General features: G+C 74.6%; 24 protein-coding genes and 1 pseudogene. 14 read left to right on the top strand and 11 right to left on the bottom strand.

Annotation, left to right across the window (positions count from 1 at the left end; translation table 11 throughout):
• Window positions 1–25 precede the first annotated feature (25 nt).
• On the bottom strand, window positions 26–634 hold the full coding sequence (locus tag EV376_RS20605; protein WP_130325651.1) for a glycine zipper family protein: 609 nt from the start codon (window positions 632–634) through the stop codon (window positions 26–28).
• A gap of 361 nt (window positions 635–995) precedes the next feature.
• Here EV376_RS20605 and EV376_RS20600 point away from each other — a divergent pair, with 361 nt between their 5' ends.
• Entirely contained in the window at window positions 996–3,740 is a 2,745-nt protein-coding gene (locus EV376_RS20600; RefSeq protein ID WP_486482723.1) for a M36 family metallopeptidase, read from the top strand.
• Between the two features lie 61 nt (window positions 3,741–3,801).
• Here EV376_RS20600 and EV376_RS20595 read toward each other — a convergent pair whose 3' ends face one another.
• From EV376_RS20595 to EV376_RS20585, 3 genes are all read right to left on the bottom strand, one after another.
• Entirely contained in the window at window positions 3,802–4,947 is a 1,146-nt protein-coding gene (locus EV376_RS20595) for an FAD-dependent monooxygenase (RefSeq protein WP_130325647.1), read from the bottom strand.
• Between the two features lie 67 nt (window positions 4,948–5,014).
• A complete protein-coding gene (locus EV376_RS20590; RefSeq protein WP_130325645.1) occupies window positions 5,015–5,716 on the bottom strand; it encodes an alpha/beta hydrolase family protein in 702 nt (233 codons plus the stop codon).
• 107 nt (window positions 5,717–5,823) lie between these two features.
• Window positions 5,824–6,810 carry a LacI family DNA-binding transcriptional regulator gene (locus tag EV376_RS20585; protein ID WP_130325643.1) on the bottom strand — a complete coding sequence of 329 codons (987 nt, stop codon included), beginning with the start codon at window positions 6,808–6,810 and terminating at the stop codon, window positions 5,824–5,826.
• A 148-nt stretch (window positions 6,811–6,958) separates the two neighbouring features.
• On the opposite strand from EV376_RS20585, the gene EV376_RS20580 reads away from it, so the two are divergent.
• The gene (locus EV376_RS20580) at window positions 6,959–8,176 is read left to right on the top strand and encodes an MFS transporter (RefSeq protein WP_130325641.1); all 1,218 of its coding nucleotides are present in this window, start codon (window positions 6,959–6,961) and stop codon (window positions 8,174–8,176) included.
• A gap of 199 nt (window positions 8,177–8,375) precedes the next feature.
• Here EV376_RS20580 and EV376_RS20575 read toward each other — a convergent pair whose 3' ends face one another.
• From EV376_RS20575 to EV376_RS20565, 3 genes are read right to left on the bottom strand one after another with little or no spacing between them, the layout of a single operon-like run.
• A complete protein-coding gene (locus EV376_RS20575; protein WP_130325639.1) occupies window positions 8,376–8,879 on the bottom strand; it encodes a hypothetical protein in 504 nt (167 codons plus the stop codon).
• Between the two features lie 60 nt (window positions 8,880–8,939).
• The gene (locus EV376_RS20570; RefSeq protein ID WP_130325637.1) at window positions 8,940–9,857 is read right to left on the bottom strand and encodes a 5'-3' exonuclease; all 918 of its coding nucleotides are present in this window, start codon (window positions 9,855–9,857) and stop codon (window positions 8,940–8,942) included.
• Between the two features lie 58 nt (window positions 9,858–9,915).
• Window positions 9,916–10,137: a hypothetical protein gene (locus EV376_RS20565; protein WP_130325635.1), complete on the bottom strand. Its 222-nt coding sequence runs from the start codon at window positions 10,135–10,137 to the stop codon at window positions 9,916–9,918.
• Window positions 10,138–10,233: 96 nt separating this feature from the next.
• Here EV376_RS20565 and EV376_RS20560 point away from each other — a divergent pair, with 96 nt between their 5' ends.
• The 4 genes from EV376_RS20560 to EV376_RS20545 all read left to right on the top strand — a co-directional run bounded on the left by EV376_RS20560 (window position 10,234) and on the right by EV376_RS20545 (window position 14,014).
• Entirely contained in the window at window positions 10,234–10,374 is a 141-nt protein-coding gene (locus EV376_RS20560) for a VOC family protein (protein WP_207228237.1), read from the top strand.
• A gap of 106 nt (window positions 10,375–10,480) precedes the next feature.
• Window positions 10,481–11,596 carry a M24 family metallopeptidase gene (locus EV376_RS20555; protein ID WP_130325633.1) on the top strand — a complete coding sequence of 372 codons (1,116 nt, stop codon included), beginning with the start codon at window positions 10,481–10,483 and terminating at the stop codon, window positions 11,594–11,596.
• Entirely contained in the window at window positions 11,593–12,735 is a 1,143-nt protein-coding gene (locus tag EV376_RS20550) for an acyl-CoA dehydrogenase family protein (RefSeq protein WP_130325631.1), read from the top strand. The genes EV376_RS20555 and EV376_RS20550 overlap by 4 nt, the downstream gene beginning before the upstream one ends.
• A 46-nt stretch (window positions 12,736–12,781) precedes the next feature.
• A complete protein-coding gene (locus tag EV376_RS20545) occupies window positions 12,782–14,014 on the top strand; it encodes a DUF6596 domain-containing protein (protein WP_130325629.1) in 1,233 nt (410 codons plus the stop codon).
• 22 nt (window positions 14,015–14,036) lie between these two features.
• Here EV376_RS20545 and EV376_RS20540 read toward each other — a convergent pair whose 3' ends face one another.
• Window positions 14,037–14,384 (bottom strand): YciI family protein, encoded by a 348-nt coding sequence (locus tag EV376_RS20540; protein WP_130325627.1) that lies wholly within the window; start codon window positions 14,382–14,384, stop codon window positions 14,037–14,039.
• A 117-nt stretch (window positions 14,385–14,501) separates the two neighbouring features.
• Here EV376_RS20540 and EV376_RS20535 point away from each other — a divergent pair, with 117 nt between their 5' ends.
• On the top strand, window positions 14,502–15,008 hold the full coding sequence (locus EV376_RS20535; RefSeq protein ID WP_130325625.1) for an Lrp/AsnC family transcriptional regulator: 507 nt from the start codon (window positions 14,502–14,504) through the stop codon (window positions 15,006–15,008).
• On the opposite strand, the gene EV376_RS20530 is transcribed toward EV376_RS20535, so the two are convergent.
• Window positions 14,938–15,546 carry a histidine phosphatase family protein gene (locus EV376_RS20530; protein ID WP_130328772.1) on the bottom strand — a complete coding sequence of 203 codons (609 nt, stop codon included), beginning with the start codon at window positions 15,544–15,546 and terminating at the stop codon, window positions 14,938–14,940. The genes EV376_RS20535 and EV376_RS20530 overlap by 71 nt on opposite strands.
• A 168-nt stretch (window positions 15,547–15,714) precedes the next feature.
• Here EV376_RS20530 and EV376_RS20525 point away from each other — a divergent pair, with 168 nt between their 5' ends.
• Window positions 15,715–15,909: a CsbD family protein gene (locus EV376_RS20525; protein ID WP_130325623.1), complete on the top strand. Its 195-nt coding sequence runs from the start codon at window positions 15,715–15,717 to the stop codon at window positions 15,907–15,909.
• A gap of 150 nt (window positions 15,910–16,059) precedes the next feature.
• On the opposite strand, the gene EV376_RS20520 is transcribed toward EV376_RS20525, so the two are convergent.
• Window positions 16,060–17,466, bottom strand: coding sequence for a lysine 2,3-aminomutase (locus EV376_RS20520; RefSeq protein WP_130325621.1), 1,407 nt, complete (start codon window positions 17,464–17,466; stop codon window positions 16,060–16,062).
• 146 nt (window positions 17,467–17,612) lie between these two features.
• Here EV376_RS20520 and kdd point away from each other — a divergent pair, with 146 nt between their 5' ends.
• The 6 genes and pseudogenes from kdd to EV376_RS20490 all read left to right on the top strand — a co-directional run bounded on the left by kdd (window position 17,613) and on the right by EV376_RS20490 (window position 24,345).
• Window positions 17,613–18,674, top strand: coding sequence for an L-erythro-3,5-diaminohexanoate dehydrogenase (gene kdd, locus EV376_RS20515; protein WP_130325619.1), 1,062 nt, complete (start codon window positions 17,613–17,615; stop codon window positions 18,672–18,674).
• A 5-nt stretch (window positions 18,675–18,679) separates the two neighbouring features.
• Entirely contained in the window at window positions 18,680–20,245 is a 1,566-nt protein-coding gene (locus EV376_RS20510) for an amidohydrolase family protein (protein ID WP_130325617.1), read from the top strand.
• A pseudogene (gene kamD / locus EV376_RS20505) lies at window positions 20,242–21,798 on the top strand (lysine 5,6-aminomutase subunit alpha); the annotation flags it as partial. The gene EV376_RS20510 and the pseudogene kamD, both read left to right, overlap by 4 nt.
• A gap of 62 nt (window positions 21,799–21,860) precedes the next feature.
• Window positions 21,861–22,613, top strand: coding sequence for a lysine 5,6-aminomutase subunit beta (kamE, locus tag EV376_RS20500; protein ID WP_130325615.1), 753 nt, complete (start codon window positions 21,861–21,863; stop codon window positions 22,611–22,613).
• Window positions 22,610–23,005 carry a 3-aminobutyryl-CoA ammonia lyase gene (gene kal, locus EV376_RS20495; protein WP_130325613.1) on the top strand — a complete coding sequence of 132 codons (396 nt, stop codon included), beginning with the start codon at window positions 22,610–22,612 and terminating at the stop codon, window positions 23,003–23,005. The genes kamE and kal overlap by 4 nt, the downstream gene beginning before the upstream one ends.
• Window positions 23,002–24,345: a glutamate mutase L gene (locus tag EV376_RS20490; RefSeq protein ID WP_130325611.1), complete on the top strand. Its 1,344-nt coding sequence runs from the start codon at window positions 23,002–23,004 to the stop codon at window positions 24,343–24,345. Before kal ends, EV376_RS20490 begins: the two co-directional genes overlap by 4 nt.
• Window positions 24,346–24,807: 462 nt before the next feature.
• On the opposite strand, the gene EV376_RS20485 is transcribed toward EV376_RS20490, so the two are convergent.
• Window positions 24,808–25,485 carry a winged helix-turn-helix transcriptional regulator gene (locus tag EV376_RS20485; protein ID WP_130325609.1) on the bottom strand — a complete coding sequence of 226 codons (678 nt, stop codon included), beginning with the start codon at window positions 25,483–25,485 and terminating at the stop codon, window positions 24,808–24,810.
• Between the last annotated feature and the right edge of the window lie 39 nt (window positions 25,486–25,524).

Below are 25,524 nucleotides of genomic sequence, written 5' to 3'. Positions count from 1 at the left end.
CACTTCTACCGGAAGCGCGCCAGGGTCAGCGCGGCGGGCGGCCCTGCACCCGGTACGCGTGGGCCTCGTGCCAGACGTGCGGGTAGACGCCCACCTCGAAGTACCGGCGGAGCCGGTTGATCGGGGCGCCGGCGTGGTCGTGCCACAGCCACCACACGGGCAGGACGGTGAACAGCGCGTAGTTGGCGGCGACCAGCGGCAGGTAGAGCGGGCCGAGCGCCCGCGCCTGGAGGATGTGGGTGTCCTCGTGCCGCTGCACCCGGGGGCTGGAGCCGGCGCAGACCGTGCCGAGGGTGGTCGCGTACCGGGCCCAGACGCCCTGGACGACGCTGACCCGGCAGGCGTGCCGCGAGCCGGGCACGTCGAGGGCGTGCCCGGCGGCCAGGTGCAGGGCCAGGTAGACCGCGCCGAGGGCGGTGTTCGGCAGGCTCCAGGTGTGGTCGACGAGGAACAGCAGGAACCCGCGCGCGCCGCGCGGGTAGACACCGGCCGCGACGACCGCCCCGCCGAACACGGCGCCCGGCACCAGGCCGGCCACCGCCCCCGCCAGCAGCCCGACCGGACCGGCGAGCAGGCCACCCAGCGCGGCGCCCGCGACCGCGTGGACGATCGCGCTGACAACTCCGGCGACCATGGCGCGCTCCTTCCTGCCCTCCGGCCATGGTGACACCGCAGGTCCGCCGGGCACCGTCGGCTTTCGGCCACACCTGGGGACCTTCCGCGACACGTGTAGGACGCATTGATCGAAACATTTAACACTCGTCGGATGACCTGCCGAAGGAGCAGGTCGTAGCGTCGAGGCCACTCACCTCGCCCGGCATGACTACCCACCGTGATCGACGGGCGAGCGGCGCGGACCACCGCGCCGGACCGCTCCGCGGTCGTGAGCGGCAACGTTGCCAACCCCGGAGGGAGTAGCCGTGCCCCCGAATACCCGTCCATCCCGTGGCCGCCGTAGTGCGGCCTTGTTGTTGTCCACGACTCTTGTCGTCGCGTTGACCTCGCTTCCGACGTCGGCTTCGGCCGCACCGGAGGAGGGCGCGGCGCGGTCGAATCCGATCTTCCTGACCGGCCCGAACGAGGGGACCCCGGACGCGATCGCGATCGACTACCTGCGGGCGAACCCGGTGCGGTACGGCGTGACGGCCGCGGACCTGGGTGACCTGTCGGTGGCGTCGCGGTACACGAGCCGGCACAACGGCGTCACCCACGTGAACCTGGCGCAGCGGTACAAGGACCTGGAGGTCTTCGGTGCCACCGCGATGGTGAACATCGCCCGCGACGGCAGCGTGATCTTCGTTGGTGACTCGCTGGTGTCCGGCCTGTCGGAGAAGGGGTCCGCGACCGCGTCCCTGGACGCCGTCGAGGCGGTGGAGGCCGCCGCGAAGGGTCTGAAGCTGGACAAGCCGAAGAGTCCACGGGTGATGAGCCGGGCCAGTGGTGCGGCGAAGCGGACCGTGGTGTCCGGCAGCGGCATCTCGAAGGAGCCGATCCCGGCGAAGCTGGGCTGGCAGCCGACCGCCGAGGGACTGCGGCTGGCCTGGCAGTTGGTGATCGACGACTCGTCCGACCCGCACCTGTGGAACGCCACGGTGGACGCCCAGACCGGCGAGCTGCTCGGCGCCGACGACTGGACCACCCACGAGCACGTCGACCAGCTGGCCGGCACGCTGAGCCAGGTCGAGGGCCGGACGCTGGCGACCGGCGCGGCCAGCGGCCTGGGCACCCGGAACCCGGTGCAGGACGGATCGAGCTACCGCGTCTACGGCTACCCGACGGAGAGCCCGAACGACGGCCCGCGCACCCTGGTGACCAACCCGGCCGACGCGACCGCGTCCCCGTACGGCTGGCACGACACCGACGGCGCCCCGGGCGCCGAGCACACCACGACGCAGGGCAACAACGTCCACGCGTACCAGGACCAGGACAACAACAACGCCGCCGACTTCGGCAGCAGCCCGAGCGGCGGGGCCGATCTGAACTTCGACTTCCCGCTGGACCTGGCGGAGAACCCGCAGAACTACCGGGACGCCGCGACGGCCAACCTGTTCTACTGGAACAACATCATCCACGACGTCTCCTACCTCTACGGTTTCGACGAGGCGTCGGGCAACTTCCAGGCGAACAACTACGGTCGCGGTGGCGTCGGTGGCGACTACGTGCGCGCCGAGGCCGCGGACGGCGGCGGCACCAACAACGCGAACTTCTCCACCCCGGCGGTGGACGGTGTCGGCACGCCGCGGATGCAGATGTACCTGTGGCCCGGCAACCAGTTCGGCGCCCAGAACCAGGTCGTCGTCGACGGGGTCGGCAGCTTCGACGCGACCTGGTCGCGGTTCAGCCCGGCGCTCTCGGCGGCCGGCCGCTCCGGCCCCTTGGTGTACGGCGGCACCGGCTGCGCGGCCGGCGCCTACCCGGCCACGCCGAGCGGCGACTGGATCGCGGTGGTCGACGGCGGCACCGCCGCCTGCAGCTACCTGCAGCGCACCCAGGTCGCCGAGTCCCTCGGCGCCACGGCGGTCGTGGTCGCGCACAACGCGGCCGGGGCCGCGCCGGTGCTGACCGGATCGATGACGGCCGCGCCGGTCACCATCCCGGCCATCGCGGTGACCCAGGCCGACGGGGCCACCATCAAGGCCGCGATCGCCGCCGGCGACGTCACCGGCACCGCGCGCAAGCACCCGAACCACCCCGGCATGCGGGACGGCGACCTCGACGCCGGCATCGTCATCCACGAGTACGGGCACGGCATCTCCAACCGGCTCACCGGTGGCCCGAACATCAACTGCCTGAGCGGCAACGAGCAGATGGGTGAGGGCTGGAGCGACTACTTCGCGGTCACCACCCTGCTCAACCCGGAGCTCGACACGGCCGACGGCCAGCGGGGCCTCGTGCCGTACATCCTGTACCAGGACAACCGCAGCGGTGCCGGACTCCGGCCGCGGCCGTACTCCCGCAACATGGAGGTCCAGCCGTTCACCTACGACAGCATCCGCACCGGCGGCTGGCTGGACGGCACCTCGCTGGCCGCTCCGCACGGCATCGGGCACGGTTGGGCGTCGGTGCTGTGGGACATGACCTGGGATCTCATCGACAAGCACGGGCTGAACCCGAACGTCTACGACCCCTGGCACACCGGCGGCAACAACCTGTCGATGCAGCTCGTGATCGACGGGTTGAAGATGCAGGGCTGCGGGCCGGGCTTCGTGACCGGCCGCAACGCGATCATCGCCGCGGACGCGGCGCTGACCGGCGGCGAGAACGCGTGCACCCTGTGGGCGTCGTTCGCCCGCCGGGGTCTCGGCTACAGCGCGGTGCAGGGCACCACGAACCGCGACGACAACACCGAGGCGTTCGACACCCACCCGTCCTGCCGGGGTGACTTCCTGGGCCGCGCGGCGCAGCCGGCGCTGAACACCGTGGACGCCGGTGACGCGGTGCCGATGAAGTTCAAGGTCGCGTCCAACCGGGGTCTGGACATCCTGGCCGGCAACTCGCCGTACTCGCGGCTGGTGGACTGCGACACGCTCGCCACCGTCAACCCGGACGGGCCGATCACGCCCCGGCCCACGCCGGTCGCGGCGCAGACGCCCGGCAACTCGAAGCTGACGGCCAACGCCAACGGCCAGTACCTGTACCCGTGGAAGACCGACCCCGCCTGGGCCGGCACCTGCCGCGAGTTCGTACTGACCCTGGACGACGGATTCCAGTACCGCGCCTACTTCAAGTTCACCGGCTGACCGGCACGGAGGCGACGGGGGAGCGGCTCTGCGCGGCCGTTCCCCCGTCCCGCTGTTCCGGTCAGCCGGGCGGCCGCCAGTCCGCGTACCGGGCCATGCCGCGCAGCGACGCCCGGGCCGGGGCCAGGCGCAGCAGGGCGTTCCGCGCGGCCACCGCCACCGGGTGGCGCAGCTGCTGGCCGAACCGTCCCATCCGCGCCGAGGCCCGGGCGATCTCCTGGCTGCGGGGGCGGCGCCGCCGGTCGTACGCGGCCAGCGCGGCCGGCACGTCATCGGGTTCGGCGGCGCAGACCGCGCCGAGCACCACCGCGTCCTCGATGGCCTGACCGGCACCCTGCCCCAGGTTCGGGGTCATCGCGTGGGCGGCGTCGCCGAGCAGCGCCACCCGCCCCCGCACGTACGACGGCAACGGAGTGGCGAGGTGGTACAGGTCGGTGCGGATCACCGCCTCCGGCGAGGTCGCCGCGAGCAGCGCCGGGATCGGCTCATGCCAGCCGCCGAAGTGCTCGCGCACCAGGGCCAGCTCGTCGTCGGCCCGCACACCGGGCGGCGCGAGCAGCGCCGCGAACCAGTAGAGCCGGCCGTCGCCGATCGGCACCATGCCGAACTCGGCGCCGCCGCCCCAACTGATCGCCGTCGGCACCGGCCCGGGCTCGGTGGTCACCGCACGCCAGGCGGTGCTGCCGGCGTACGCCGGGGGCGGCGTGTCCGGCCAGAGCCGGGCGCGCAGGACGCTGCGCAGCCCGTCGGCGCCCACCACCAGGTCGGCGCGGAGCGGGACCGCGCCGCGCACGTCCACCTCACCGGTGTCCGGGTCGACGTCGACCACCTCGGACGCGGTCCGCAGGGCCTCCGGCGGCAGCGCCGCGCACAGGACCCGGTGCAGCTCGGCGCGGTGGATGCCGAGCGCGGCGGTGCCCAGCAGCCGGGTCATGTCGGCGGCGTCCACCCGGGACAGCCAGCGCCCGGACGACGTGCGGAGGCCGCCGGGCGTGTCCGGCGTGCCCCGGGAGCGGACGGCCGGGCCGAGGCCGAGCGCGTCGAGCGCGCGCAACGCGTTCGCCATCAGGGTCAGCCCGGCGCCCACCTCGCCCAGCTCGGCGGCGCGTTCCAGGACGGTGACCCGCCAGCCGTGCCGGTGCAGGGCGACGGCCGCCGCGAGGCCGCCGATGCCGCCACCCACCACGATCGCGTGCCGGTTCGCCATGCCGGCCAGCCTCGCACGGTGGCGGGGCGGCGACGGTCACGGGGGCACCGCGGGTGGCGGTGACGGGTCAGGTGCCGGTGAGCCAGGTGACCGCCTCGGCCCGCAGATCGGCGGGGACCTCGTGCCCGTCGGCGAACTCCCGGTAGGTCACGTCGTGACCGAGCGCGCGCAACCGGGGCACCAGGCGCCGGCTGCACACGTCCACCGGCAGCACCGGGTCGGCGGCGCCGTGCGAGACCCACACCCGGGGCCGGCCGTGGGCGACCAGCGGCGCGGCGAAGCCGGGGGAGAAGGCCACCACCGCGTCGACCAGGTCGCCGTTGGTCAGGCCCAGGGAGAGGGCGTACGAGGCGCCGTCGGAGAAGCCGCCGAACGCCACTCCGCCGACGGGGTGGCCCGCGAAGATCGAGCCGAGCAGCGTGTCGATGCGGCGTACGTCGACGCCGAACCCCTCGACGATCAGATCCCAGCTGGAAGCGGCGGCCTGCGGGGCGACGAGCAGGAGGCGGTGCGCGTCGGCGAGCGGGAGCAGCAGGTCGAGGCCCTGCCGGGCCGAGCCGCCCGCGCCGTGCAGCAGCAGGACGAGACGGTACGGCGTCCCGTCGGCCGGCTCGGGCACGTACCCCAGGGCCGGCGGGCCACCATGGGCGTCGGTCACCGGGACCAGACCGGTGGCGCCGGCGGCCGACGGAGGACCGGGCCGCGCCGTGAGCCGGCCGTGTCGGGGGTTCTCCTCCGGCGCCCGATGCGGCGGCGCGGGTTCGGCCACGGGCTCACCGTCCTTCGGTCGGCGGAGCGGACGGCCGGCGCTTACCCGCCGGGCCGGCGACCAATCCCCCCGGGCCGGTACCCCGGCGGGGCGGCCGGTTGCGGGGGTCAGCCGCTCACCCGGCACACCGGCCGGGACGGGAAGACCGTCGGCGGGCGAACGCCGCCGCCGGAGAGCACGGCGGTCGCCGCCGCGGCGGCGATCTCGGCCACCGGGTGGGTGGCCGTGGTCAGCGCCGGGGCGGTCACCGCGGCCAGCGGGATGTCGTCGAAACCGGTCACCGCCACGTCCCCGGGCACCTGGACGCCGTCGCGGCGCAGCCGGTCGATCACGCCGAGCGCCGTCGCGTCGCTGACGCCCACGATCGCGTCGGTGTCCGGCCAGCGGTCCAGGATCTCGCGCGCCGCCGCCCGCCCCCGGTGCGCGGTGAAGTCGCCCCGGACCAGCCGGGTCGGCAGCCCGGCCTCGTGCATCACCTGCCGGTACGCGCGCACGGACCGGCCGGCGCAGGGCAGCCAGCGGGGACCGCTGACCATGGCCACGCGGCGGCGGCCGGTCGCGTACAGGTGGCGGACCAGGGCCGCCGTGCCGCCGCCGTTGTCGACGTCGAAGACGGACACCAGCGGGGAGCCGACGCCGATCGAGGCGACCCGGCCGCGTACCGCCCGGGGCACCGCGGCCAGCACCGCGGCGGTCGTGTTGAGCAGGATCACCCCGCTCACCCCACGGCCCTCGGTGAGGTCGCGCAACCGGCCCGGGTCGCGGGTCGGCAGCCAGTGCAGGGTCACGCCCACGCCGTGCGGGGCGCAGACCCGGGCGGCGGCCCCGACCACCCGGTCGACGTACGGATCGTCGAGCACCTGCGGTGAGGTGCCGCAGACGACGGTGGCCAGCCGGACGCCGGTGCCCCGGACCAGGGCGCGGGCCGCCGGGTCCGGCACGTAGCCGAGCCGGTCGGCGGCGGCGGTGACCCGGTCCCGGGTAGCGGGCGAGGCGTACCCGGTGCCGCCGAGCACCCGGGAGGCGGTGGCCCGGGACACGCCGGACGCCCGGGCGACGTCCTCCAGCGTCGGCGCGCGGCCTGGCTCTCGCATGGTCTTCCCCCCGTCTTCGCACACCTGTGTGCTGTGAGCATCATCGCGCGCCGGGCACCGGTGGGGTAAGGGTGGCCCACTTGTGGTGGGAGCGTTCTCAGATGTGCGATCGTGCAGCAGGATCCCGCTGAGGAGAGGAACCGCCCCGGTGAGCAGCGTTACCGCCCCGGCCGCCCCGCCCGTCGTACCCCGGTCGGTGCTGGCCGCCCGCAACGGCGTCGTGGCGGTGTTCGCCCTCAACGGCCTCGCCGTCGGCTCCTGGTTCTCCCGGGTTCCGGCGGTACGCGATGCGCTCGACCTCAGCGCCGGCCGGCTCGGCCTGCTGCTGCTCGCCATGTCGGTGGGCGCGATCGTCGCGATGCCCACCTCCGGCCTGCTCGCCCAGCGCCTCGGCACGGCCCGCACGGTGGTGGTGGCGACCCTGCTGGTCTCCTCCGGCCTGGCCATCGCGGGTGTCTCCGCGAGCGCGGCCGGCTGGCTGCCCGGCGTGGCGGTGGGTCTGTTCGCCTTCGGCTACGGCTCCGGCACCTGCGACGTCGCGATGAACATCGAGGGCGCCGCCGTGGAGCGGCGGCTCGGCCGCACGATCATGCCCCGGTTCCACGCCGCGTGGAGCCTCGGCTCGGTCGCCGGCGCGGGTCTCGGCGCGGGGGCCGCCCGGGTGGCCCTGCCGGTGGCCGTGCACCTGTCGCTGATCGCGGCCGTGGTGCTGGCCGGCACGGTGCTCGGCGTCCGGGCGTTCCTGCCGGCCGCCGAGACGACGCCGGCCGCCGAGGGGACCTCCCCGGCGACCCGCCGCCGGGCGCTGCTCGCCGCCTGGCGCGAGCCACGGACCCTGCTCGTCGGCCTGTTCGTGCTGGTCGCGGCGTTCGCCGAGGGCGCCGCCAACGACTGGGTCGCCGTCGCGTTCGTCGACGGGTACGACCTCAGCGAGGCCGCCGCGGCCGCCGTCTTCGGGGTGTTCGTGGCGGGTATGACCCTCGGCCGGACCGTCGGCACGATCGCCCTGGACCGGTGGGGACGGGTGCCAGTGCTCTCCGGCACGCTCCTGCTCGCGGTGTTCGGCGCCGGCCTGGCGGTGCTGGCCGGTTCCGGGCCGGTGGCCGTCGCCGGCGTGGCGCTGTGGGGCCTCGGGGCGTCCCTCGGCTTCCCGGTCGGTATGAGCGCGGCCGCCGACGAGGAGGACCGGGCCCCGGCCCGGGTCAGCGTGGTGGCCGTGATCGGGTACACCGCCTTCCTCGCCGGTCCGCCGCTGCTGGGCCTGCTCGGCGACCGGGTCGGGACGCTGCAGGCGCTGCTCGTCGTGCCGATCCTGCTGCTGCCGACGCTCGCGCTGGTTCCGGTCACCCGCCCGCCGGCTCGCTGAGGCGCCGCCGGGCGGCGACGGCGCGTGTCGGCGGACGTCGGCGTGTCGGAGGGTGGCGGGCAGGTCGCGGTAGAGCGATATTCCGGTCCGGCATGAATATGCCTCTGCGTCATGCCGCTCGGACGGCACCATGCCTCCCCGCTGCGTCACTCTGCGTGCGTGGTCGCCGGGCGGGCGCCGCGGAGACCGGCGGTGCCGGTCAGTCGCGGAGCCAGATCCGCAGCGTGCCGCCGGGGCGGAAGCCGACCCGCTGCGCCACCGCCAGGTCGTCGCCGGCCTCGTAGCCGACCAGCGGGGCGGTGGCCGGTAGCCCGGCCCAGATCTCCGCCACCGCGCCGGTGCGGGCGAAGACGTTGGAGACGCCGACGACCGGTCCGCCGCGGTGCAGGATCGCGCCGCCGGTGACACCGGTCGCGCCGAGGCGGGCCAGGACCCGCACCCGCGGGTCGGCGAGCAGGGCCGGGCGGAACAGCGGGCCCCCGCCGTGCGCCGCGGCCCACTCGACGAGCCCGGCGGGCGTGCTGACCGGGGTGAGGGGTGCGGGTGCGGTGCGCCGGGGCGCGGCGCCGGCGGGACGGTGGATCCACCGCGCGTCGAACAGGACCCGGAAGCCGTACGGGGTGAGGTCCAGGTCGGCGAAGCTGTCCTTCACCGAGGCGCCCGGACCGGCGTCGATCCGGCCGAGCAGGGCGGCCGCGGTCACGCCCGGGCGGAGGGTTACCGGCCCGCCGCCGGCCGGTGCTGGCCGGGCCGGCCGGGACGCTCAGCCGGCGCGGCTGGCCAGCGCGTCGACCAGACGGCGGGCGGACCCGGCGAGGTTCCAGCGCTGCGCGAGGTCGAGCAGCCGCTCCGGGTCGGCCGGCGCGGTCGGCAGGTCGGTCGGCACCGCCGGCAGCGGCACGTCCAGGGCGACCCGGACCACCTTCGGCGCCACCGCCAGGTAGTCCCGCGCCCCGGCGAGCTTCGTGCGCAGCCCCGGCGCGAAGGCCGAACCGGGGTCGTCCAGGGCGGCGAGGATGCCGGCGATGTCGCCGTGCCGGTCGACGAGGCGGGCGGCGGTCTTTTCGCCGACGCCCGGCACGCCGGGCAGGCCGTCGCTGGGGTCGCCGCGCAGGGCGGCGAAGTCCGCGTACCGGGCGGCGGGCACCCCGTACCGGGAGCGGACCGCCGCGTCGTCGCAGTCCTCCAGCTTGGCCACGCCCCGCCCGACGTAGAGCAGGCGCACGCCCCGCTCGTCGTCGACCAGCTGGAACAGGTCGCGGTCGCCGGAGACCACCTCGACCGGCCCCGGCTGGGTGACCGACAGCGTGCCGAGCACGTCGTCCGCCTCGTAACCGGCGGCACCGATGGTGGTGATGCCGAGGGCGTCGAGCACGTCGAGGATGACCGGCACCTGCGGGGTGAGGGTGTCGGGCACCACCTCGCCGCCCTCCGGCGCCACCCGGTGCGCCTTGTACGAAGGCAGCAGCGCGACCCGCCAGTCGGGCCGCCAGTCGTGGTCCATCGCGCAGACCATCCGGCCCGGCCGGCGGGTGCGGATCAGCGTGGCCAGCATGTCGAGGAAGCCGCGGACGGCGTTGACCGGCTGGCCGTCGGAGGTGGTGGCGGCGGACTCGGGGATGCCGAAGTACGCCCGGAAATAGAGGCTGGGCGCGTCGACGAGCATGATCGGGGCTGTCACGTCGGACAGCGTGGCACACCGCACCGACGTCCGGGTGGACGCGGGGGCCGGTGTCGGCTCAGCCCCGGTCGCGGTAGAGGGTCTCCCGGCGGGCGACGCGTTGGAGGCCGTAGCTGGTCAGCAGCAGGGCGATCGCCACCACCACCTCGATCCAGGCGGTGGCCCCGTCGGCGACGGTCAGGCCGAGGAAGAGCAGGACCAGGCCGACCAGCGCGAGGATCCCGGCCACCAGCAGCCGGCGGTCCCGCCTGGCGGCCCGGTCCGGATCGCTGGCTGCCACGGTGGTCGGTCCCCTTCCCGCAGAGTCTGCTCCGAGGCTATCGGCCCGGGGCGGCCGGTGCTGCGGATCCCGCCGCCGGCCGCCAGAATCGGCGGGATGGGGGTGGACGACCTGCCCGCCGCGACGGCCCACGCCGTGGCCAGCGGCGCGACCGTGGCCGCCTACCAACCGCAGGACGACGTCCGGGTCTGCCTGGATCCGGACGGCCACCCGTTCTGCCTGTGGCTGATGCCGTGACCGCGGCCGATCCCCGGACGGCCGGCTGATGTCGTGACGCAACACCGCGTGCCGGATCCCGGACGGCCGGACCGGACTGGAGCCGAACGAGCGTTAAGCTGACCGGGTGGGAACCGAGGAGCTGTACCCGGCGTCGCGGCTGGCCGCCGCGCAGCGCGCCACCGCCGCCGCCGGCCTGGACGCGCTGCTGCTCAGCCCCGGGTCCGACCTGCGCTACCTGACCGGCTACGACGCCCACGCCGGGGAGCGGCTCACCCTGCTGGTGCTGCCCGCCGAGGGCGCGCCGACGCTGATCGTGCCCACCCTGGAGCGCCCGGCCGCCGAGGCGTCCCCGGCGCCGGCCACCGGCGTGCGGATCGTCGACCACGCCGACGGCAGCGACCCGTACCCCCTGGTCACGGCCGCCCTCGGCGGGCCGGTCGGCGCGGTCGGCCTGGCCGACCGGATGTGGGCCGAGCAGGTCCTCGCGCTGCGCGCCACCCTGCCGGGCGCGACCCAACGGCTCGCCTCCGACGTCCTGCGCGAGTTGCGCATCCGCAAGTCCCCGGCCGAGGTGGCGGCGCTCGCCGAGGCCGGCGCGGCCATCGACGCGGTGCACAGCCGGATGGGCGAGTGGCTGCGGCCGGGCCGCACCGAGAACGAGGTGGCCGCCGACATCGCCGCGGCCATCCGGGCCGCCGGGCACTCCACGGTCGACTTCGTCATCGTCGCCGCCGGCCCGAACGGCGCGAGCCCGCACCACGGCACGTCCGACCGCCCGATCGGCGCCGGCGAGCCGGTGGTGGTCGACATCGGCGGCACCATGCCGTCCGGCTACCGCTCCGACTGCACCCGCACGTACGTCGCCGGCGGTCCCGCCCCGGCGGAGTTCACCGACTACTACGCGGTGCTGCACGCCGCCCAGCGGGCCGCCGTCGACGCGGTGTCCCCGGGCGTCAGCGCCGAGGCGGTCGACGCCGCCGCCCGGGACGTGATCGCCGGCGCCGGCTTCGGCGCCGCGTTCCTGCACCGCACGGGTCACGGCATCGGGCTGGACGGCCACGAGGAGCCGTACGTGGTGGCCGGCAACGCCCGCGCGCTGGAGCCGGGCATGGCCTTCTCGATCGAACCCGGGATCTACCTCGCCGGGCGGCACGGCGCCCGCATCGAGGACATCGTCGTCTGCACGACGGACGGCGTACGACGGCTCAACACCACCCCCACGGAGCTCATCGCGCTATGACTGTCGACCGGATCCTCCCCACCGACGAGGCCCAGGACCTGCTGGATCTCGCCACCGAACTCGCCGACCGGGAACTCGCGCCGAAGGCCGCCGGCTTCGAGGAGCGCGCCGAGTTCCCCCGGGAGGTGCTGCGCACCCTCGGCCGGGCGGGCCTGCTGGGCCTGCCCTACCCGGAGGAGTACGGCGGCGCCGCCCAGCCGTACGAGGTGTACGTGCAGGTGCTGGAGATCCTGGCCAGCCGGTGGCTGGCGGTCGCCGAGGCGGTCAGCGTGCACACGCTGTCCTGCTACCCGCTGGCCCAGTACGGCACCGACGAGCAGCGCAAGTTGCTGCCCGACATGATCGGCGGGGAGCTGCTGGGCGCGTACTGCCTCTCCGAGCCGCAGGGTGGTTCCGACGCCGCGGCGCTGACCACGAAGGCGGTGCGCGACGGCGACGCGTACGTGGTCACCGGTACCAAGGCCTGGATCACGCACGCCCGGGTGGCCGACTTCTACAACATCTTCTGCCGCACCGGCGGGCCCGGCCCGAAGGGCATCTCCTGCCTGCTGGCCGACCGGGGCACGCCGGGCATCCAGCCGCAGGCGGCCGAGCGCACGATGGGGCTGCACGCCTCGCCGGTGGCGCAGCTCGCCTTCGACGACGCGCGGGTGCCCGCCGAGCGGCTGATCGGCGGGGAGGGGATGGGCTTCACCATCGCCATGTCCGCACTGGACTCGGGCCGGCTGGGCATCGCGGCCTGCGCGGTGGGTCTGGCCCAGGCGGCGCTGGACTACGCGATCGGGTACGCGCGGGAACGGCAGCAGTTCGGCCGGGCGATCATCGACTTCCAGGGCCTGGGCTTCCTGCTCGCCGACCACGCCACGCAGATCTCGGCGGCCCGGGCGCTGCTGCTGGCCGCGGCCCGGCTGCGCGACGCCGGCCGGCCGTACTCGATCGAGGCGGCGAAGGCGAAGCTGTTCGCGACCGACGTGGCGATGCGGGTGACCACCGACGCGGTGCAGGTGCTCGGCGGCGCCGGCTACGTCAGCGACCATCCGGTCGAGCGGTACATGCGCGAGGCGAAGGTGCTGCAGATCGTCGAGGGCACCAACCAGATCCAGCGCCTGGTGATCTCCCGGGCGCTCGCGAAGGGCTGACGGCGCTCCCGCCGGCGCGGCCGGTCCGGCGCGGGACGAGGTGGCCATGGGTGACGTGCGGTCGCTGCTCGACCGGGTGTGGCGGGCCGACGCCGGCAGCCTGCTGGGTGTCCTCGCCGGCCGCCTCGGTGACCTGGACCGCGCCGAGGAGGCCCTGCAGGACGCGGTCGGGGAGGCGCTGCGGCGCTGGCCGGCCGACGGCGTGCCGGACAGCCCCGCGGGGTGGCTGGTCACCGCCGCGTGGCGGCGCGCCCTGGACCGGCTGCGCCGGGACGCCACCGGGCGCCGGAAGCTCGCCACGATCGCCCACACCCCGCCGGACGAGCCCACCGGCGACGACCGGCTCGCCCTGGTCTTCGCGTGCTGCCATCCCGCCCTGCCGGAGCCGTCCCAGGTGGCGCTGACCCTCAACGCGGTCAGCGGCCTGTCGGCCGAGCAGATCGCCGCCGCCCACCTGGTGCCCACCGCCACGATGGCCCAGCGCCTGGTGCGGGCCAAGCGGCAGCTCCGCGAGCGCGGGGTGCGTTTCGAGCTGCCGCCGCCGGAGGAGTACGGCGAGCGCCTCCGGCCGGTGCTCGCCGTGGTGTACCTGGTCTTCAACGAGGGCTACCTCGCCTCGTCCCGGGACACCCCGCAGCGTCGCGACCTGGCCCGGGAGGCGGTGGATCTGGCCCGCCAGCTCGCCGACCTGATGCCCGGCGAGCCGGAGGCGGCCGGCCTGGCCGCGTTGCTGGAGCTGCACGAGGCACGGGCGGCCGCCCGCTTCGCCGCCGACGGCCGGCTGGTGCTGCTGGAGGAGCAGGACCGGCGGCGGTGGGACCGGCGCGGCATCCTCGCCGCGGTCGCCCGGCTGCGCCGGGCGGCGGCCCTCGACCGGCCGGGGCCCTACCAGTTGCAGGCGGCGATCGCCGCGCAGCACGCGCTGGCGGGGTCGTACGACCGGACCAACTGGGCCGCCGTGCGTGGCCTCTACGACCGGCTGTACGCGGTGCAGCCGACGCCGGTGGTGCTGCTCGGCCGGGCGGTCGCCACCCGGCACACCGACGGGCCGGCGGCCGCGCTCGCGGAGGTCGACGCGCTGGCCGACCGGTTGACCGGTTACCGGCTGTGGCACGCCACCCGGGCGGAGCTGCTGCGCGCCCTGGGGCGCGACGACGAGGCGGTCGAGGCGACGGGACGGGCCCTCGCGCTGGCCGCGAACCCGGCCGAGCGGGCGCTGCTCGCCCGCCGCCTCGCCGCCGTCGACGGGGCCGCTCAGGCGTCTCCGGATCCGGCGTGACGCCGGATCCGGACCCGGGACCTCAGCGCTCGACGACCGGGCGTACCTCCACCTTGTCGCCGCAGGCGGTGATGCCCGGCCACGTCGCGGCCACCGCCACGGCCTCGTCGATGTCGTCGGCGGACAGGTGGATGAAGCCGCCGACGACCTCCTTGAGCTCCAGGTAGGGGCCGTCGGTCACGGTCGGCTGGCCGTCCGCGCCCCGGCCGATCGTCTTCGCGGTCCGCACCGAGTCCAGTTCGGCGCCGCCCGGCTGGACCCTCCCGGCGGTGTGCCACTTCTCGAACCAGGCGTGGACCTCGTTCATCAGGGCCTCGTCCTGCTCGTTCCAGGCCGCCTCGTCGCCGCACAACATCATCACGTAGCGCATCGCGCCTCTCCTCACGTGTTCCGGGCGACCTCCGCCGCCCCCATTCGACTCCATGTCGGGTGGCGGGTGGCGCGACTCGACATCGCCCCGGAGAAATTCTGACGGTAGGTTGCTCCCGTGGAAGAGATCGACCGCGCGATCGTCGCCGCGCTGACCGCCGACGGGCGGCTGTCGTACACGGATCTGGCCGAGAAGGTGGGCCTGTCGGTGTCCGCCGTGCACCAGCGCGTGCGCCGGCTGGAGCAGCGCGGCGTGATCCGGGGGTACGCGGCGCGGGTGTCCTTCGAGGCGCTGGAGCTGCCGCTGACGGCGTTCGTGGCGATCCGGCCGTTCGACCCGTCGCAGCCGGACGACGCGCCGGAGCGGCTGGCCCACCTGCCGGAGATCGACTCCTGCTACTCGGTGGCGGGGGAGGACTTCTACCTGCTGCTGGTGCGGGTGGCCAGTCCGACCGACCTGGAGCGGGTGCTGCAGGAGATCCGGACGTCGGCGAACGTGACCACCCGGACGACGGTGGTGCTGTCCACGCCGTACGAGGGGCGCCCGCCGAAGATCAGTGGCGAGCCGCAGTCGCGGGCTCGGGCCCGGGTGGCGGGGGAGGCGGCTGGTTCCACCGCAGGATGACCTGCCGGTCGTGCTCGTACCCGAGGACGCTGACGGTGGCGGTGTCGAGCCGCAGCCGGCCACCGGCGGCCGGGGGAAGGCCGATCCAGCGCGCGCCGGCGACGCGGAGGCTGTGGCCGTGGCCGACCAGGGCCACCGGTCCGTGCTCGAGCAGCGGGGTGGCCCGGTCGAGGACCCGGTCGAGGCGGGCGCCGACCTGTTCCGGTGACTCGCCGCCGGGGCAGCCGTCGGTCCAGATCGACCAGCCGGGCCGCTCCTCGCGGATGTCGGCGGTGGTGCGCCCCTCGTACTGCCCGTAGTTCCACTCGGCGAGGTCCTCGGTGACGCGGGCGTCGAGGCCGGCGAGCTGCGCGGTGCGCAGCGCGCGGACGCGGGGGCTGGTGAACACCGCCGCGAACCGCCGGCCGGTGAGGAGGGCGCCGAGGGCGCGCGCCTGCCGTTCGCCGTCGGGGGTCAGGGCGAGGTCGGTGTACGAGGTGTGCCGGCGGCTGGCGCTCCAGGTGGTCTCGCCATGCCGGATGAGGAGGATCTCGCCCACCCGCCCAGTCAACCACCGGCGGGTGCCGGTCCGCATGACGACGGCACCTGACTATCTTCCTAGGATGCCCTACGGCACGTGCCGGCGGTCACCGGGCGGAAGGCATGGTGCCCGATCACACGGGAATCCGCTAAGGAACCGAAGGAGCCACCGAGGGGAGCGGGAGAGATGAGCCTCGCCGACAAGGCCAGGAACAAGGTCGACGAGCTGACCGGCGCCGCCAAGGAGCGCATCGGCGACGTGAGCGGCGACGACCGGATGCGGGCGGAGGGCGCCACGCAGCGCGGCGACGCCCGGGCCCGGCAGGCCGGCGAGCACGTCAAGCAGGCGGGTCGTGACGTGAAGGACGCCGTCAGCCGGTAACCGAACGGGCCCCGGAGCTGTCCTCCGGGGCCCGTTCGCTGTCACCCGCCGACGGTCACCCGCCGATCATGGAGTTGTGGTGCCCGGTAGATGCCGGTCGGCGGCTTCTGCACCCACCACGAGTCCATGATCGGCAAGGGTTGGGTGGGATCAGTCGTCGCGGTGGGCCTGCCACCAGGCCTGGCCGGCCTCGGGGAGGGTGTCGATCGGGTCGTAGTACGCGTACCGCTTGTTGAGGGCCTCCAGGTCGGTGGACTCGATGGAGGTGCGGTAGTTCTTGGTCCAGTAGGAGATGCCGCGTTCGCGGTCGTACTCGGTGAGCATGTGCACCCAGCGCTTGCCGACGAACGGGACGTCGCAGACGATCCGCGGCGTGGCGTAGCCGGGCAGGTAGCCCATGATGTCGTGTTGGAGCTGCTGGGCGTGCCAGACCGGGACCCGCCAGTGCTCGGCGTTGGGGATCATGTCGCACATGTAGAAGTAGTACGGCAGGATGCCCGCTTCGCCCTGCAGGGCGAAGCAGAGGTCCAGCAGGTCCTTGCTGGTGGCGTTGACGCCACGCATGAGGACGCCCTGGTTGCGGACGTCGCGGACGCCCACGTCGAGGGCGGTCTGGGCGGCCTTCGCGACCAGCGGGGTGAGCGACTGGGCGTGGTTGACGTGGGTGTGGATCGCCAGGTTGACACCGCGGCGGGCGGCGGTGCGGGCGACCCGTTCGAGACCCTCGACGACGTCGGCCTGGAGCCAGTGCTGGGGCAGGCCCATGAGGGCCTTGGTGGCGAGCCGGATGTCGCGGACGGTCTCGATGTCGAGCAGCCGCATCAGGTACGACTCGAGGTTGCGCCAGGGCACGTTGGCCACGTCGCCGCCGGAGACGACGACGTCACGTACGCCGGGGTGGGCCTTGAGGTAGGCGATGTGGGCGTCGTAGCGGTCGACGGGCTTGAGGGTGAGCTTGAGCTTGTCGACGGTGGGGGTGGAGTTGCCGACCAGGTCCATGCGGGTGCAGTGGCCGCAGTACTGGGGGCAGGTGGAGAGCAGCTCGGCGAGCACCTTGGTGGGGTACCGGTGGGTGAGGCCCTCGGCGACCCACATGTCGTGCTCGTGCAGGGAGTCGCGGCTGGCGTAGGGGTGTGAGGGCCAGTCGGTGCGGCGGTCGGAGGCGACCGGGATCATGTAGCGCCGGATGGGGTCGCCGTAGAGGGCCTCGGTGGTCATGGGCGCGAACGGCACCATGGTGTTGAGCATCTGGGGTGGCACCAGCATGGACATGGTGGCCAGGGCCTTCTGGTCGGCCTCGAGGTCGGCGTAGAAGGTCTCGTCGACGAGGTCGCCGAGGACGGCGCGGAGCTGCTTGAGGTTCTTGACGCAGTTGACGCGCTGCCACTGGGCGTTCTCCCACTGGTCGCGGGTGACGTGGCGCCAGCCGGGGAAGCGGGTCCAGTCGGGTTCGACGAGGGGGGCCCGCCGGTATTCGTAGGGCTGGCCGGCGGTGGGGGCGGGGGCCGGCGCGGGCTGGGGCGCGGGGATGGTCTCCACCGGGTGGGTCTGGGTCACGGCCCCCTCCTCATGGGTGTGGTGCGGTTGATCAGCGATCCCGTAGGCTACTGGAAAATATGCGGTACAGAAATTAGTCTGCCGTAAGTTTTCCCGCTACGCGAGCCCTGGCCGGGGCTTCAAGCGGTCGGACAGGGGAGGTCGGCGTGACGTCACCGGTGGGTCTGCACCGTGTCGTGGAGCCCGCGGGGGTGCTGCCGCAGGCGGCGTGGCGGCTGGACGCGAGCCCGGAGATCGCGCCGAACGAGGTGCGGATCCGGGTGGAGCGGCTGAACCTGGACGCGGCGAGCTTCCGGCAGCTCGCGGAGAAGCACGGCGGGGACGGCGAGCGGGTTCGCGCCGAGGTGCTGGAGATCATCGGAACGCGCGGGAAGATGCAGAACCCGGTGACCGGCTCCGGCGGCATGCTGATCGGCACGGTCGAGGAGGCGGGCAAGCGGTCGCCGCTGGGGCTGCGGGCCGGCGACCGGGTGGCGACGCTGGTGTCGCTGACGCTGACGCCGCTGGCGATCACCGACGGGCTGGCCCGGTGGGACGGCCGCGGCGAGCAGGTGCCGTGTGACGGGCATGCGATCCTGTTCGCCCGTTCGATCGCGGCGGTGCTGCCGGCGGACCTGCACCCGGAGTTGTCGCTGGCGGTGCTGGACGTGTGCGGGGCGCCGGCGTTGACCGCGCGGGTGGTGCGGCGCTACGTGGCCGACCGGGCGCGCGAGGGGGACCCCCGGCCGGTCAGCGTCGCGGTGGTCGGCGGGGCGGGCAAGAGCGGGTCGCTGTCGCTGGCCGCGGCGCGGCGGGCGGGCGCCGCCCGTACGGTCGGGGTGGTGCCGGTGGCGGGGGAGCGCGACGCCCTGGCCGCGGCCGGGTTGGCGGACGTGGTGGCCCTGGCCGACGCGCGGGATCCGGTGGCGTTGTCGTCGGCGGTGACGTCGGCGCTGGGTGGGCCGGCGGACGTGACGGTGGTGTGCGTGGACGTGCCGGGTTGCGAGCATGGCGCGGTGCTGGCGACGGCGGACGGCGGCACGGTGGTGTTCTTCTCGATGGCGACGAGTTTCGCGGCGGCGGCGTTGGGCGCGGAGGGTCTGGCGGCGGACGTGACGATGCTGGTGGGCAACGGGTACGTGCCGGGGCACGCGGGGTTCGCGCTGGATCTGCTGCGTGCCGAGCCGGGGGTCCGCCGGCTGTTCGAGGCGCGGTTGGCGGCAGACTGAGTGGCATGACGAACCCCTCGACTCTGTACCGGAACGGCGCGCTGTACTGCCCCGCCGACCCGAATGCGACCGCTCTGCTGGTGTCCGGTGGCCGGATCGCCTGGTTGGGGTCGGACGCGGACGCGCCGGCCGCCGACCGGGTGGTGGACCTGGCCGGGGCGCTGGTGACGCCGGCGTTCGTGGACGCGCATGTGCACGCCACGGACACCGGGCTGGCGTTGTCGGGGCTGGACGTGTCGGGTGTGCGGTCGGCGGGGGAGCTGCTGGCGGCGGTGGCGGCGTTCGCTGGTGGGTTGCCGGCGGACGCGGTGGTGCTGGGGCACGGCTGGGACGAGTCGGGTTGGGCGGTGCCGGTGCCGCCGGACGCGGACGAGTTGGGCCGGGCGGCCGGTGGGCGGCGGGTGTACCTGTCGCAGGCGTCGATCCATTCGGCGTTGGCGTCGCGGGCGTTGCTGGCGGCGTGTCCGGAGGTGGTCGCGGCGGCGGGGTACGACGCGTCGGGGTGGCTGCGGCGCGACGCGCATCATGTGGTGCGGGCGGCGGCGTTCGGGTCGGTGAGCCGGGCGCAGCGGGTGGCGGCGCAGCGGGTGGCGTTGGCGCACGCGGCGTCGCTGGGTATCGCGGCGGTGCACGAGTGCGGTGGGCCGGAGATCTCCGACGAGGAGGACTTCACGGGGCTGCTGGCGATCTCCGGTGCGGGGGTGCCGGAGGTGTACGGGTACTGGGGTGAGTTGGGCGGCGCGGCGCGGGCGCGGGAGTTGGGCGCGGTGGGCGCGGGCGGGGATCTGTTCGCCGACGGCGCGTTGGGGGCGCGGACAGCGCATGTGTCGTCGGCGTACCTGGACGGGGAGGGTTGCGGGCACGGGTACCTGTCGGCGGAGCAGGTGCGTGACCACCTGCTGGACTGTGCGGCGCACGGGTTGCAGGGCGGGTTCCACGCGATCGGGGACGCGGCGATCGCGACGGTGCTGGCGGGGTTCGCGGGGGCGGCGGAGCGGCTGGGCACGGATCGGGTGCGGGCGGCGCGGCACCGGGTGGAGCACGCGGAGATCATGAGTAAGCGGCTGATCGCCGGGTTCGTGGAGTACGGGGTGGTGGCGTCGATGCAGCCGGCGTTCGACCGGTTGTGGGGTGGCGCGGGTCGGATGTACGAGTCGCGGCTGGGTCTGGACCGGTCGTTGGCGTCGAATCCGATGGGTGCGATGCATTCGGTGGGTGTGGCGTTGGCGTTCGGGTCGGATTCGCCGGTGACGCCGCTGGATCCGTGGGGGTCGGTGCGGGCGGCGGTGGCGCATCACAATCCGGCGCAGCGGATGGGTGTGCGGTCGGCGTTCGCGGCGCACACCCGGGGCGGGTGGCGGGCGGTGCACCTGGACGCCGAGGGGGTGTTGGCGTTGGGTGCGCCGGCGACGTTCGCGGTGTGGGACACCCCGGCGGGGGTGGAGTGGGGGTTGCCGGTGTTGCAGGCCGACGACCCGGAGGCGCGGGGGCCGGCGGATCCGACGCCGTTGCCGGTGTGCCGGCGCACGGTGCTGCGCGGCGAGGTGATCTATGAGGAAGGGTCCGCGTGACTGGGAAGCTTGATCTGGATCCGGCGCTGGTGGCCCGGGCGCGGGCGCTGGCCGCTCGCGCCGGGGCGCCGGTGGTGGAGCTGGCGCGTAGCCACACGACGGTGTCGGTGGAGCGGGCGGTGCTGCGGCTGGCCGGGGTGACCGGTGCGGACCCGGACGGTATTCCGTGGGTGAACCGGCTGGTCGACGCGGTGGTCGCGGACGTGGGGTTGGGCCACGGGGTGGCGGTGCCGGTGTTCGACGCCCTGGCGCGGGAGCAGATCACGGACGTGACGTTGCTGGCGCAGAAGGCGGCGGCGGGGTCGGTGCGGTTCGCGGTGCCGTCGGGGCGGGCGGCGACGGCGGCGCGGCGGGCGTCGCGCAGGGCGGTGGCGGCGGGGCTGCGGCGCATCGACCGGCGGCGGGCGGAGCGGGAGCGGCTGGTCCGGCGGTACGGGGATCCGCCGCGGCGGCCGTGGATCTATCTGATCGTGGCGACCGGGGACATCTACGAGGACATTCCGCAGGCGCAGGCGGCGGCGCGGGCCGGGGCGGACGTGATCGCGGTGATCCGGTCGACGGGGCAGTCGTTGTTGGACTACGTGCCGGAGGGCGCGACGCGGGAGGGTTTCGCGGGCACGTACGCGACGCAGGAGAACTTCCGGTTGATGCGGGCGGCGCTGGACGAGTCGTCGCGGGAGTTGGGCCGGTACGTGCGGTTGACGAACTACGCGTCGGGGCTGTGCATGCCGGAGATGGCGACGCTGGCGGGTCTCGAGCGGTTGGACATGATGCTCAACGACTCGATGTACGGGATTCTGTTCCGGGACATCAACCCGATCCGGACGTTCGTCGACCAGCGGTTCTCGCGGCAGGTGCACGCGCGGGCGGGGATCATCATCAACACCGGTGAGGACAACTACCTGACCACCGCGGACGCGGTGGACGAGGCGCACACGGTGACGGTGTCGCAGCTGCTCAACGAGTACTTCGCGCACGAGGCGGGGTTGGCGGACTGGCAGTTGGGGCTGGGACACGCGTTCGAGATCAACCCGGATGTGCCGGAGTCGTTGCGGTTGGAGTTGGCGCACGCGCTGCTGGCGCGGGAGCTGTTCCCGGAGGCGCCGTTGAAGTGGATGCCGCCGACGAAGCACATGACCGGTGACGTGTTCCGCGGGAACCTGCTCGACGGGTTCTTCAACCTGGTGGGCGCGCTGACCGGGCAGGGCATCCTGCTGGTCGGGATGATGACCGAGGCGGTGGTGACGCCGTGGTTGTCGGACCGGGACATCGCGCTGCAGAACGTGCGGTACGTGCTGGGCGCGGCGGGCGGGTTGCACGAGGACTTCGTGCCGGCGCCGGGCGGGTTCATCCAGCAGCGCGCCCACCGGGTGCTCGGCGAGGCGGTGGACCTGCTGGAGCGGATCGGGGATCAGTCGTTGTTGACGGCGATCGCCGAGGGCACGTTCGGGATCATGCGGCGGCCGGCGGACCGGGGCAAGGGCCTGGACGGGGTGGCGCGGCACGAGGCCGGCTACTACAACCCGGCGACGGAGATCCTGGAGCAGCCGGGCGAGCGAGGAACGAGCGAGCGCGGCGAGCGGGTGCCGCGGTCGCGACCCGAGGAGATCCGGTCATGACCGAGAAGACGATCGTGCGGCCGTACGGGGACACGACCGGTGACGGCATGGTGCAGGTGTCGTTCACGTTGCCGGTGCCGCACGACAAGCGGGCCGAGGGCGCGGCGGTGCAGTTGGCCAACAAGATGGGCATCGATCCGGCGATGCTGGTGCACGCCAAGCCGATGGGTGGCGGGTTCACGTTCTTCGTGGTGTACGGGCGGGTCAACCATCTGGTGGATCTGTCGGCGGTGCAGGTGGTGGAGCGGGATTTTCCGCTGCTGTCGGCCAAGGAGGTCAACGCGGCGGTCAAGCGGAGGCTGCGGCGGAAGCTGTCGGTGGTGGGTGCGTGCATCGGCACGGACGCGCACACCGTGGGCATCGACGCGATCCTGAACGTGAAGGGCATCGCGGGGGAGAAGGGCCTGGAGTACTACCGGGAGCTGAAGGTCACCAACCTGGGGGCGCAGGTGAGTGTGCCGGAGCTGGTGGAGGCGGCGCGGGTCGAGCGGGCCGACGCGGTGCTGGTGTCGCAGGTGGTGACGCAGCGCGACGCGCACCTGCACAACACGCGGGAGATGTCGGCGGCGTTCCGGGAGGCGATGCCGGCGGGGCGTCGACCGTTGCTGATCGTCGGTGGGCCCCGGTTCGACGAGACGATGGCCGACGAGTTGGGGGTGGACCGGATCTTCGGCCGCGGCACCACGCCGGGTGAGGTGGCGTCGTACCTGGTCCACGCGTTGATCGAGAACAGGAAGGTGACGGCATGAGCGACCCGAGGCTGGGTGTGACGGTGACGCACCGGCGGTACGTGCCGTACTCGCATGCGCACTACGCGGGCAACCTGGTCGACGGGGCGTACGCGCTGGGCCTGTTCGGTGACGTCGCGACGGAGGTGTGCATCCGCACCGACGGCGACGAGGGGTTGTTCGCCGGGTATTCGGATGTCCGCTTCTCCGCCGCGATCCGAGCCGGTGACGTGGTGGAGGTGACCGCCCAGGTCAGCCGGGTGGGCACCCGCAGCCGCACGCTGGAGTTGAGCTGCGTGGTGGTGTGCCGGGGCCGGCCGGACCGGGGGGAGTCGGCCGCGGAGGTGTGCGACCCGCCGATCGTGGCGGTCACCGCCACCGGCACGGTGGTCGTGCCGACCCGGTCGGCGTGAGGGTCGCGGTCTGCGCCGACGTCGGCTCCACGTACACGAAGGTGGCGGTGGTCGACCTGGACGGCGCTGGCCTGGTCGCGGCGGCGGCCGCGCCGACCACGGTGGACAGCGACGTGCTGTACGGGCTGGACGCCGCGGTGGCGGCCGCGACGGCCGGCCTGCCGGTGCGGGACGCGCCGTGGTACGTGTGCTCGTCGGCCGGTGGTGGGTTGCGGCTGGCGGTCATCGGCTACGAGCATCTGGTGACCGCGCAGGCGGGCCGGCGGGTGGGGCTGTCGGCGGGGGCGAACGTGGTGCACGTGGCGGCCGGGCGGCTGGGCGGCGCGGACCTGGCGGCGCTGCGGGCGGCCCGACCGGACGTGGTGCTGCTGGCCGGCGGCACCGACGGCGGTGATGCGGAGACGTTGACGCACAACGCGACGCGGCTGGCGCGGGCCCGCTGGCGGGTGCCGGTGGTGCTGGCCGGCAACGTCGAGGTGCGTGACGAGTTGCGGGCGCTGCTCGTGTCGGCGAAGGTGCCGGTGACGGTCGCGGACAATGTGCTGCCCCGCATCGGGGTGCTGGCGCCGGAGTCGGCGCGGGCGGCGATCCGGGAGGTGTTCCTGCGGCACGTCATCGGCGGCAAGCGGCTCTCCCGGGGTGCGCGGTTCGCGCGGCTGGTGCGGGCGGCCACCCCGGACGCGGTGCTGACCGGGGTGGAGGTGCTCGCCGACACCCTCGGCGGGGACCTGGCGGTGGTGGACGTCGGCGGCGCCACCACCGATGTGTACTCGGTGCTCACGCCCGACGAGCGGGAGACCGGGCCGGGCCGGGAGGTCGCCGGCAGCCTGTGGCGGGCCCGCACCGTCGAGGGGGATCTGGGTATGCGGTGGAGCGCGCCGGGTGTGGTGCGGGCGGCCGTGGAGGAGCGGCTGCTCGACGACGCCGCGGCCGACGACCTGGCGGCGGCGGTCCGGGTCCGCGCCGCCGAACCCGGCTGGCTGCCGGCCGATGCGGCCGGACGGGCGGTGGACGCGCGGATCGCCGCGTTGGCGGCGACGGTGGCGCTGCGCCGGCACGCCCGCGGCGCGGCCACCGGGGAACGCGCCGGCCGGGACCTGCGGGACGTCAAGCTGCTGGTCGGCTCCGGTGGCGTGCTGCGCCACGCGCCGGCCGCCGACGCCGCCGCGGTGCTGGCCGCGGTGCTGGCCGACCACGCCGGCGGGTGGCCGCTGCCGCGCGCCGCCCGGCCCGTCGTCGACGTCGACTACGTCCTGGCCGCCGCCGGTCTGCTGGCCGCCGACCATCCGCGGGCCGCCGCCGCCCTCGCCGCGCGGGTGTCAGGAGACGCTCCGGCCTGACGCCGGGTGCGGTAGCGGGGGTCCGTTGTCGACGCGCGACGGCGGGACTTCTCCACGCGCTGTCGGGGGATGGTCGACCGAGCGCCACCCGAGCGGGACTCGCCGGGGCGACACGCCGATGTGGGCGAGGCGACTCGTCGGGGGTGGGTTGACAGCGCCCCGGGGGGAGCACGTACCGTCTTTGAGTCCTACCACGGGAAGCGGCTGTTGTTCGCTTCGTCCCTTCGTCCGCTGGCCGAGCGACACGAGCATGTGGTCGCGGCGGCCAGGTCCAGCGGGCGGGGGTCGGCGGGGCGGCGCGAACCGGCCGCGGTTACCGGTGTACGGGCAGGGTGAGGGGCACGGCCAGTAGACAACGGCCAGGCGGGGGCAGCCAGTCCAGCGTCGGGTCGGTCCGAAGGTCGGCGCGCCGCATCCTCGCCCCACCGGCCGGGAAGGGCCTGGGAGCATCGGGGCGCGGCGTCAGCCGCGCCCCGATTTCGTTGCCGGGTCCCCGGCGCGCAGCGGGTAGCCGAGGAACCAGTCGGGCATCCGCCGCACCACCGCCGGTTCGCCGTGCACCCGCACCGAGGGCTGGCGCAGGAACCCCGCCCAGCTCAGCTCGCCCAGCCACCAGCGGGTGGCGGCGCGCAGCGGCGCGGCCAGCCACACGTCCACCGGGGCGCCGGTGTCCTCCCGGCACAGGTTCACCCCGGTACGCGCCAGGTGCAGCCAGTGGTGCCGGTCCGCGGTCCGGTCGGTGAACTCCACCGCCACCACCACCGTCCGCTCGGGCAGCGCGGCGAGGTCGACGCGTCGCTGGATGTCCCAGGTGAGCGCGGCGGTGTCGAGATGCTCGTCGGCCAGCGGCACCCGGCCGGGGCCGGTGGCCCACGCGGCGAGGCCGGCCACGGTCGGCGCCAGCGCCGCGCCCGCCGCGGTGAGCCGGTAGCCGCCGCCGGTGGCCTCGACGACTCCGGCGCCGGTCAGGGCGCGCAGCCGGGCGGCGAGGGTCGCCCGGGGGATGCGGGGCAGGCCGCGGCGCAGGTCGGTGAAGGTGCCCGCGCCGAGCAGGAGTTCCCGCACGATCAGCAGCGTCCACCGCTCGCCGAGCACCTCCAGGGCGCGGGCCACCGCGCAGAACTGTCCGTAGCCGGTCACGGCCGCACCCTACCGGCGTGGTTCAACAATTGAACTGTC

This window comes from Micromonospora sp. CNZ295, assembly GCF_004217535.1.
This window is presented reverse-complemented; position numbering and strand designations above follow the sequence as displayed.

What these genes read in the sequence shown, in the direction of transcription:
- EV376_RS20560 (WP_207228237.1), top strand. Translation starts at nt 10,234, where the DNA reads ATGGGGGTGGACGACCTGCCCGCCGCGACGGCCCACGCCGTGGCCAGC.
- EV376_RS20550 (WP_130325631.1), top strand. Translation starts at nt 11,593, where the DNA reads ATGACTGTCGACCGGATCCTCCCCACCGACGAGGCCCAGGACCTGCTG.
- EV376_RS20585 (WP_130325643.1), bottom strand. Translation starts at nt 6,810, where the DNA reads ATGCGAGAGCCAGGCCGCGCGCCGACGCTGGAGGACGTCGCCCGGGCG.
- EV376_RS20605 (WP_130325651.1), bottom strand. Translation starts at nt 634, where the DNA reads ATGGTCGCCGGAGTTGTCAGCGCGATCGTCCACGCGGTCGCGGGCGCC.
- EV376_RS20525 (WP_130325623.1), top strand. Translation starts at nt 15,715, where the DNA reads ATGAGCCTCGCCGACAAGGCCAGGAACAAGGTCGACGAGCTGACCGGC.
- EV376_RS20510 (WP_130325617.1), top strand. Translation starts at nt 18,680, where the DNA reads ATGACGAACCCCTCGACTCTGTACCGGAACGGCGCGCTGTACTGCCCC.
- EV376_RS20545 (WP_130325629.1), top strand. Translation starts at nt 12,782, where the DNA reads ATGGGTGACGTGCGGTCGCTGCTCGACCGGGTGTGGCGGGCCGACGCC.
- EV376_RS20540 (WP_130325627.1), bottom strand. Translation starts at nt 14,384, where the DNA reads ATGCGCTACGTGATGATGTTGTGCGGCGACGAGGCGGCCTGGAACGAG.
- kal (WP_130325613.1), top strand. Translation starts at nt 22,610, where the DNA reads ATGAGCGACCCGAGGCTGGGTGTGACGGTGACGCACCGGCGGTACGTG.
- kamE (WP_130325615.1), top strand. Translation starts at nt 21,861, where the DNA reads ATGACCGAGAAGACGATCGTGCGGCCGTACGGGGACACGACCGGTGAC.
- EV376_RS20595 (WP_130325647.1), bottom strand. Translation starts at nt 4,947, where the DNA reads ATGGCGAACCGGCACGCGATCGTGGTGGGTGGCGGCATCGGCGGCCTC.